Below are 10,003 nucleotides of genomic sequence, written 5' to 3'. Positions count from 1 at the left end.
GAGTAAACGTTGCACTTTTTATTGCAATTTATCATTTGTAAATAGCTTACAAAGAACAACAGTAATCTATAAATTTTGTAAAAAACTTTACAAGTAGTAAAATTTCCACTCTACTTTGCATATTTTAGTAGAACCTTTCAAAAAACAGCTAGCTGCTCGCAGGAAGTCCTTATCATGAAAGAGCTGCAAAATCAATCATATTTTGCAAACAAACGAGTGAAAATTCTAGTCTAGTGGCAGCTGCCGTTGATGAAATTCCTGTCTTTCATCAAAAGAAGAAGTTTTAGAATAAATCATCAAAGAGACTGAGCTGATTGTCTTCTGGCATATTGCCTAGAATACCCATTTCATCCATTTTATCGACTAGAGTAGTGGACAAGCCGCCACGCTTGCGCAATTCGGTTTTTGAAAGAAATTCTCCTTCTGCACGCGCTTTAACCAATTGTTTTGCAACGTTGTCTCCCAAACCATCCATAGCAGAAAATGGTGGAATTAAGCTATCTCCGTCAATAAGAAATTCTGTCGCATCACTCTTATACAGATTGAGTTTGCCAAATTTGAAACCTCTTTCCAGCATTTCATTGACGATTTCTAGAGTTGTATAAAGGTCAATTTCAACATTAGAAGCTTCATTATTTTTGCGTTTTTCAGAAATTTCGTTCATCTTGTGCTTCACTGCATCTAATCCACTACTCATGACTTTGATGTCAAAGGCTTTGGCACGAATAGAAAAGTAAGCACAGTAGTAATAAATCGGATGATGCACCTTGAAGTAGGCCACCCGCAAGGCCATCATCACATAGGCAGCTGCGTGAGCTTTGGGAAACATATACTTAATCTTTCCACAAGATTCAATGTACCACTCAGGCACATTATTTTCCTTCATAGCAGCGATGTAGCCATTTCTTTCCTCATCAGAAATTTTGAGCCACATGCCTTTCCGCACCCGTTCCATAATGGTAAAGGCCATTTTAGGTTCTAAGCCCTTGTGCATCAGATAGACCATAATGTCATCCCGACAACCGATAACGGTGGACAGGTCAGCAATTCCCTGCTTAATCAAATCTTGTGCATTGCCCAGCCATACATCGGTACCGTGAGACAAGCCTGACAATTGGAGCAATTCCGCAAAGGTCGTTGGATGAGTCTCGTCTACCATACCTCGCACGAAATTAGTTCCAAATTCAGGAATCCCCAGCATACCAGTCGGCGTGCCAATCTGCTCCTGCGTTACTCCGAGAACATCTGTCCCAGAAAAGAGAGCCATCACTTCTTGATCGTCCATTGGAATTTCATTGGGGTCAATACCTGACAAATCCTGCAATTTCCGAATCATGGTCGGGTCATCATGACCGAGTACATCTAGTTTTAAGACATTTTCATCAATATCATGGAAGTTAAAGTGAGTTGTTTGCCATTCAGCAGTCAAGTCATCTGCTGGGTATTGAACCGGCGTAAAATCATAAACATCCATGTAATTTGGAATAACGACGATTCCTCCTGGGTGCTGTCCAGTCGTTCGTTTGACACCTGCTGCACCTTGCGCTAATCGTTCTACTTCTGCATCACGATAAAATTTATTATAATCCCGCTCATAACCTTTCACAAATCCATACGCTGTTTTGGCAGCAACTGTACCAACAGTACCCGCACGAAAGGCGTATTCTTCACCAAAAATGTCTCGGACATCCAAGTGGGCACTGGGTTGATCTTCACCAGAAAAGTTCAAATCAATATCGGGTACCTTGTCACCATCAAAACCAAGGAAGGTTTCAAAAGGAATATCTTGTCCATTTTTACTCAATTTATGTCCACAATGTGGGCAAGCTTTATCTGGCATATCAAAGCCTGAACCGTAAGAACCGTCCGTAATAAATTCTGAATACTGGCATTTGCCACAAACATAGTGAGGAGATAAAGGGTTTACTTCTGTAATTCCAATCATAGTCGCCACAAAGCTAGAGCCGACCGAACCACGTGAACCCACCAAATAGCCGCGTTCATTTGAGCGCTGTACCAGCATTTGCGAAGCCAGATAAATCACGGCAAATCCATTCCCCAAAATGGAGGATAATTCCCGCTCAATTCGTCGGTCTACAATATCTGGCAGTGGATTTCCATAAATTTCAAAGGCTTTGGCATAAGTCATCTCAGCGACTTTTTCCTCTGATTTGTCAATAAATGGTGTATAAAGGTCACCTTTCACCACCTCAATCGATTCAAAGGTTGCTGCCAATTGATTTGGATTATCAATAACCACCTGCCGAGCTAATTCTTCACCTAAGAAGGCAAACTCATCCAACATTTCATTGGTTGTGCGGAAATGCGCTTTTGGAAGTGAAGCTGGTTGAGCATTTTCACCATGCCCAATGGTACGGTTAATCATCGCCCCTTGCCCTAGACTGCGGACGATAATTTCTCGATAAATTTCTTCTTCAGGCTCGATATAATGCACATCACCTGTAGCAAGAACAGGCTTGTCTAATCGATTTCCCACTTCAATCAAATTTTTAATAATGGTGTGAAGCTCTTCGACATCCTTAACCTGCTCTTTGGCAATCAACGGTGCATAAATTGCTGGAGGCATGATTTCAATAAAATCGTAGTATTTTGCGACTTCCACTGCAGCATCAACGCCTTGCGAAACAACCGCGTCAAACACTTCTCCTTCCGAGCAGGCTGTTCCTAAAATCAAGCCTTCTCGGTGCGCATCCAAAACTGTTCGTGGAATCCGCGGTACGCCCTCAAAATACTTTGTATTAGACAAACTGACTAATTTAAAAATGTTCTTCAAACCCGTTTGATTTTTTACATAAATCGTAGCGTGTTTGACCCGCGCTTTTTTATAGGAGTTTTCATCCACCAAATCTGTGTTTAGCTTTTGAAGATTGGTGACACCTCGTTTTTCCGCCGCATCGTTAATGAAAATAAAGAGTAGGCGTCCTGTCGCTTCCGCGTCATAATTAGCCATGTGATGATGATCAAGCGATATTTGGAAACGCTTAGTCAATGGTCCCAAACCGTGGCGCTTGTATTCTGGGTAGAGATTACGGGCAAACTCCAAGGTATCAATGACTGGTTGCGTGATCTGTGGCAACCCATGCCGTTCATAATTGACATTCATAAATCCCACATCAAAGGTAGCATTGTGGGCAACGAGCACCGTATCTTGACAGAAGTCTTGAAATTCTTGCAAGACCTGCTCGAGTGGCTTCGCATTTTTGACATGCTCGTCTGTAATCCCCGTCAAATCTGTCGTAAAGGCACTCAAAGGATGACCTGGATTGATAAACTCGTCAAACTCAGCAATGACATTCCCTTTGTACATCTTACTTGCCGCTACTTGGATCAAGTCATTGTAAATAGCAGACAAACCAGTAGTTTCCACGTCAAAGACAACATAAGTGGCTTCCTTGAGCTCCATATCCACTTCGTTATAGGTAATAGGAACTCGGTCTTCCACGATATTAGCTTCCATGCCATAAATCAGCTGAATACCTGCTTTTTTAGCAGCTTTATAGCCATGCGGAAAACTCTGCACATTGCCGTGATCAGTAATTGCAACTGCCTTATGCCCCCATTTAGCAGCTGTCGCAATCAACTCCTCCACTTCTGGCAGAGCATCCATGGTTGACATGTTGGTGTGCGCGTGAAATTCAATCCGTTTCTCACCTTCTGGCATCAAGTCTTTCCGCTCATAATGTGTCACTTCTTGCACATCTTGGACATTCATGGTCAAGTCATGCGTGAAGTTATTCATTTCAATATTCCCACGCACACGCAACCAAGAATTTTTCCTAATGATGTCAAATTTTTTGGCTTCTTCTTCGTTTTTAAACCATTTCTGAAGGGAAAAACTAGAAGTATAATCAGTCATCTTAAAGTTAATCAGCACACGCCCTGTGCGGGTAACTTTTTGCTCAAGATCAAAGACCATACCTTCAAAGACAATGCGATTTTCCTCGGTCTGGATGTCAATCATCTGCGTAATCTCTGCCTTGTTCAGCTTTGGTCGGGCAGCCGCTTTTCGTGCTTGAAAATCAGAATAGTTTGGTTTTTCCTCAGCTGGTGGTGGTGCCATTTGCTGCAGTGCTTCGATAGCTTTTAGCGCCTCGTCATTAGCCGCTTGCACAATCTTTTCTTTTTCAGCTTGGAAAGTCTCAACTTGTTGCTGAGTTAAGGCGTCACTTGCTTTGACCTGACATTGAAAATGCGGAAAGCCAAACTTCACCAATTGCTTGGCTAAATTTGGCAAATGGGTTTTTCGAAAATGCTCCGTATCAATACTGGATGGCCCCTCAATCCAGAGCTGATCGCCGTCCGCATGCACCTGTAGCTGTTGGTACATACTACGAAAGCCTTGACTGGCACAAGGTCCTTCTGTAAAAGCCTCTTTGTAATAAGCCTGCAACAGCTCCTCTGTAAAATCTTGATTGGCAGCCTTAATTTCAAAAATAGCTTGGTTGCCCGTCTTAGAAAATTCTTCATTTAAACGTTTTTTTAATTCTTGAAACAACTCAATGGGTAAAATTTCTCCAAAAGCAAACTGAAATTCCCAAACATGACTGACGGTATGCACTAAAACTTGCTCAATTTCTGCATGTAAAAAGGCACTTGATTGTCTCATATCAAGTGGCATATCAATTTGATTCATTAAAATTTCAAACGTAGATGACATATTTTTTCCTCGTATTGTAATGAAACTATTTTACCATAAAACAAATGAATTTTCGATTAAAAAATAGATAAGGAATATCCCTCATTGTTTTTAATATAAACCAATCATCTCATCAAGGACGTCAAATGCTAAGCTTTTGGTTTCTCGGAACTTTGACAATTTTAAAACGAAAATTCTCATCGCTTTGAACATCAAAAAAGAGAGAACCAATCTGATTCTCTCTCGCATTTAGCGATAGGTTACCCACTACAGTTGACATTGAGTCTGTTTTCCTTTTTATTTTTTATATCCTTCTAATGCTTTTTGACGTTCTTCAGTTTGGCCTTTCGCATCTAATTTTTTACCTTTATAAACAGTGCTTTCCCATGAACCGTACATTGGATTTGGGAAGATGATGAACTTTTCACCGAATTCGTTCTTTAATTCTTCTAATTTCTTACTTCGTTCTTCTGCTGATGTTTTTGAGAAATCCGCAAAGTCAACGAGGTTATCACCTAAAAGCATGGCCAAATTCGTCGTTTCTTGTACTTTCTGACGGCGACCTTCTTTTGATTTCACACCTTTTTCTAAGAACATCAAATGGTCTTTCCCTTGTACTGGAATGCCTTCCTTTTCCAAATTCTTAATTGTCGCGTCTACCTGGCTCGCATCACGGTCAGAAACATAGTAGATTTGAACACCGTTTTGATGTGCATATTGGAGAAATTCTTTGGCACCAGGAACCGCCTTAGCTGAAGCCTTTTTCACCCATGCATCCCAATTTTTAGGATTAAAGGCCGTACCGTCTTTGACATTTTGAACTTGATAAGGACTGTTGTCTAATACTGTTTCATCTAAGTCAAGAACGATTGAGTAAGGCTTATCTGTCGGTTTTTGCAGCAATTCTTTCAAACGATTCGTTGCGACATTATAACCTTGCAGGTACAGCGCTTTAGCTTCATCTGACTTTTGATACCAAAGAGTGGACATGGTATTTTCCCTTGACCGCAATTGGTCATAAGTCATGGTGACTTTACTGTCAGATGTGTTACTTTGCGCAGCCTTATTGTCTGTCGTCTTCGTTCCACAGCTGGTCAATAAAATAACCGAAGCAAGAGCAGAGAAAATTGTGATTGTGGCTTTAGATGATTTCATAAAACCAATCCTCCTAATATTAATCTATCAACATTATAGCGCTTTCATAAAGACGTTGCAAGATATCTGTCTAAATGTAGGAGAAAAATAGATTTGCAAAAGACAGTTAACAAGTTCATCTAAAATAATGAGCTGTAAGGAGCTTAGAATCCCTACAGCTCACAAACCTTCAATCTTTATTTCTTTTTCTTAAGGACAACTACACTTGATAACAACAAGCCAATTCCTGCTAGCACGCCAGCAATGGAAATTGTCGTCCCTGTGGACGGTAAAGTCTTATCTGCTTTTCCAGCTCCTGCTTGCTGTTGCTGCGTCTGACTAGCTGAAGTATTTGACTGTGTTGACGAAGTCGTTGTTTGACCAGACTCTCCTTTCGGCGTAGAAGGCTTGGTTTGATTTTGTTCTTCTTTTGGTTTTTCTTGATTTGGTTTGCTATTTTTTTGAATGCGTAAAATCGTCGCTGTCAATGGTGCTAAGGTAACCCCATCTGCTCCTAAGGCCACACCAGCTGGATTTGAAATAGCCGTTACCCCTGCGGTATTACCGTCTGCCACGACTTGAGCATTTGCCAAATGCTTGTAGGCTTCACCAAAGTTAAACTTCCGCTCCTTGTTATCCGCATTAACAAAGACAGCGTAAATGTCTCCATTTGAAGCCACAACTTGGTAGCCAAGAACTGTATCCTCTTTTTCAACCCCGTCTTTACCCGGCTGAGTGATTAAAGTAACATTTTGATCGACTTCGGCTTTGGTCTTGCGTGTAAAGGCATCTGTTGACTTCCGCAAAGCAATCAGCCCTTTCACATAGTCGCGGCTCTTCGTATTTTCAGGGAATTTGTCACCGTTTGTTGCCTTTGTCCAGTCAAAATGATTGACCGCATCGCTCGAATCATAAGAGTCGTGGATAAAGTAAGGATATTCAAATGGTGTTCCGTCCGCATTGGTCAGCAGGTGTGATTTATTTGGTACTTTGTCTTCTGAAACCGGATATTTATAAGCTGGGTCACGGAATTGCTTGGTTCGTCCGTATTCTTGCCCAGAGTGAAGGAATGGCGTACCTTGAGAAGTAAGGACCATTAGATTGCCCAAACGCAGGCGACGGTGAATTTCTTGATTGTTCGCTGCGATAGCTGGATCTTTTTTAATGGATTGAGCAATCACATCAAAGAGGGTCAGATTATCATGTGCAGCAATGTACTGAATCACATCTCCCGGATCATCTGCTTCAAAATTCGTTGGTTGTGCTTTGATGTTTTTGAAAACATCTTCGACATTGCGTTTTCCACCTGTGATAAAGGCAGGTGCTCCTTCGTTCGGATAACCAGATTTCAAGGTATTTCGAATATCATCTGAGAATACACCGACTGTATCGGTAGATTTCATCCAAGATTGATCCGCTGGTTGGACTGGTTTATTTTCATCTCCAGCGTAAGTCTTCCACCCCTCACCTAGCATCACCAGATTTGGATTGAGCTTTTTAGCCTCCTCATACGCTTTTTGAATGGATTCTGCATCGTGATCTCCCATCATATCAAAACGGAAGCCATCCACTTTGTATTCGCTCGTCAAATATTTGATAGAATCCACCAAAACACGACGGCTCATGTAGTGCGTTGTTCCCAAACGTCCGCCACCAAAACTAGTTCTAGGAGTGCCGTCTGCATCCATAAAGTGATAGTAATTCGGCTCTAAATCTTCAAAAATAGAGGTCTTTGCCGTGTGATTATAAACCACATCCATAATCACACCCATTCCGCGCTTGTGAATTTCATGAACAAGATTTTTAAATTCTTCAATGCGCTTAGCTGGATCTGTCGGATTGGTTGAATACATTCCTGTCAAGGAGAAGTAGTTTTGTGGATCATAACCCCAGTTGTAGTTGCTATTGCTAGAAGCATACTTGTCCAATCTTTCGGCATTTTTCAATTCATTGACAAAATAATAACTTAAAACCGGCAGCAACTGAATATGAGTAACCCCAAGTTCTTTTAAATAGTCCAATTTTTCAACGAAAGCTGAGAATGTTCCAAATTGAGACTTCAAATCCTTAGAAATGGCTGCGTCAGAAGTAAAATCACGGACATGCGCTTCGTAGATAACTGCATCCTCCCGACTCTTGAAGCCTGGAATGTTCGCATAGGTCAGATTTTTCGGACCAAGCTCACTTGGGTCAACAAAAGCTGCCTTTGCAATCTTGTAAGACTCACCTTTTTCGGCATCTTCGCTGTTCCAAGCTGCCAAAGATTTGGCATATGGATCCAAAGCCAGTACTTTTTTATCACCGCGCGTAATTTCATAATGATATAAATAACCGCGATAATCCTTAATTCCTAGATTTGTTTGCGATGTCAATGTTGTCTTCCAAGTACCTGCTTCTCCTTTTGTCATCGCTACCTTACCAACTACTTTGTTCTGATCATTTTTATCATACACAACCAAATCTACCTGATCCGCACTTGGTGACCAAAAGGTAACATCCACTTTCGTGCCTTTTTGGCTAACACGCGCACCCAATTCACCATCATATTTGTAGAGAATGTCCTTCAACTGCCAATTCATACTGGTTTTAAATTGGTCGTTGCCATACTTTACCTTATAAGGAGCTTGCGCTTGTCCAAAGTCTCCTATGATTTTTGCTTTCTTTGTTTTGGGATCAAGCACAATGTCTTTCACAACCACTTCTTTACTGTCCTTGTCTGTAATTTTTAGATTCTTAAGAATATCTTCCTTTTTGGCATTTTCAAGGGTTGAGAAAGTTGCTTCAATCTCCGTCAGGCTGACATGCTGAGCACCTGTCATGCGGATATCATTGACAAAATACGGATTGGTATAAATATTCGGATCTACATCTCGGAGGAAAATTTGACTGTTTTTCTTCAAATTTGTCAGATTATAATCCTGCGGTTGAATCTTCACATCGTCACCTGATTTGCTTTCATCTAAAAGCAGAAAACCAATTGCTTTTGCAGCATCTTTTAAAGGAACATCTACATAGCGACCATACTTGCCTGTTTTTTCGAAATCCACTCCGTCAGGCCAATTTTTGCTAGGATTTCCCACATCTCCCCAGAGCCAAAGAGACTTCTTGTCATAATTCCCGTCTGTCCGATAATAATTGATTCGTACCATGCCCTCTTTTAGAGGATCATAGGTATGAGGATTGTAATCCTTGTCAAACCAGACCTCGTTCATATTCGGACTGAGCAATTCAATCGTCTTGTCACCTGTTAGGTTTGTACCTGCTATATTATTGATTAAGAGACTAATCTTACTCCGTTTTTGTGCCATTTTGACATCAAGATAATAGCCATAATCATCCTTTTTAGCCATTGAAAAGCTAGTTGCTCCTGTCGGCCAGCTACCTTTTTGGCTGGAAGGTGTCTCCACATCATCCCAGGTCCACAAGCCAAGACTAGCTAAATTCTCCGACGGAAGTGTCTTAAAATGCAGACGAATGCTGCCCTCTTCAATTTTGTCTTCTTTAGCTGCTGTCGCAGCTGATACAACTTTCTCAATAGGCTTCGTTGCCGTTTTTTCTTCTGCTGCTTGTGCAGTTTCCTTCTCCGTAGATTGAACTTCCGTACTTGAATCCGTCGTTGAAGCTGGGGTATTTTCTCTTATGGAGCGAGCTTGAGTCAAGTCAAGTTTTTCTGATGAGCTTCCCTCAGTTGAAGCTGTACGCGAAGAATTGGCAACACTAGGTGTTGCCGAAAGCGAGTTGGTTGCTTGCCCTTGATTTTCCGACTTTTCCGAAACGACTGCTTGATGATTCGTCACTTCTACTTTATCAGACTGCTCACTTGTTGGTGATGTTGGTTGCACCGTTTCAATAGATGTGTTTTCGACACTATTTGCTTCCTCTGCTTGCGCTAAGACATTCCCCGCCAAAAAAACACTAGCAGAAATAGCAATAGACGCTACCCCTACTTTTAATCTGCGGATTCCAAAATGCTGACGCTTCTCAGCTGTTCGAGATTGTAAACGATAAACTTTCTTCATAAAAAGAAAACTCCTTTATTTTTTAGTTGCACAAATATTTTTAGGCTAGTGCAAACGTTTTCTGTAGATATTATATACATTTATCAACAAAATGTAAAGGTTTTCAAACGAAAAATCTCTGTTTTTTTGACAGAGATTAAATGTGTTTTCTATTTTATTTGATAAATTGCAATAAAAAGTGCAACGTTTACTC

At 41.0% G+C, this 10,003-nt stretch carries 2 protein-coding genes and 3 pseudogenes; 1 reads left to right on the top strand and 4 read right to left on the bottom strand.

The window, feature by feature from the left end; translation table 11 throughout:
* Window positions 1-283: 283 nt before the first annotated feature.
* Complete coding sequence (locus HMPREF2574_RS03865; RefSeq protein ID WP_070241999.1) at window positions 284-4,678, bottom strand: PolC-type DNA polymerase III; 4,395 nt, start codon at window positions 4,676-4,678, stop codon at window positions 284-286.
* Between the two features lie 99 nt (window positions 4,679-4,777).
* On the opposite strand from HMPREF2574_RS03865, the pseudogene HMPREF2574_RS10420 reads away from it, so the two are divergent.
* A pseudogene (locus tag HMPREF2574_RS10420) lies at window positions 4,778-4,910 on the top strand (ISL3 family transposase); the annotation flags it as partial.
* Between the two features lie 44 nt (window positions 4,911-4,954).
* Here the strand turns inward: HMPREF2574_RS10420 and HMPREF2574_RS03860 are convergent.
* The 3 genes and pseudogenes from HMPREF2574_RS03860 to HMPREF2574_RS11110 form a co-directional block, all read right to left on the bottom strand.
* Complete coding sequence (locus HMPREF2574_RS03860) at window positions 4,955-5,812, bottom strand: 5'-nucleotidase, lipoprotein e(P4) family (protein WP_024052405.1); 858 nt, start codon at window positions 5,810-5,812, stop codon at window positions 4,955-4,957.
* Between the two features lie 176 nt (window positions 5,813-5,988).
* Window positions 5,989-9,291: pseudogene (locus tag HMPREF2574_RS03855) on the bottom strand (pullulanase); the annotation flags it as partial.
* Between the two features lie 371 nt (window positions 9,292-9,662).
* A pseudogene (locus HMPREF2574_RS11110) lies at window positions 9,663-9,810 on the bottom strand (YSIRK-type signal peptide-containing protein); the annotation flags it as partial.
* Window positions 9,811-10,003: the final 193 nt, after the last annotated feature.

It is taken from the genome of Streptococcus sp. HMSC034E12, assembly GCF_001835915.1.
Taxonomy (GTDB): Bacteria; Bacillota; Bacilli; order Lactobacillales; family Streptococcaceae; genus Streptococcus; species Streptococcus vaginalis.
The sequence above is the reverse complement of the archived record's forward strand: the minus strand, read 5'-3'. Positions and strand labels throughout refer to the sequence as shown.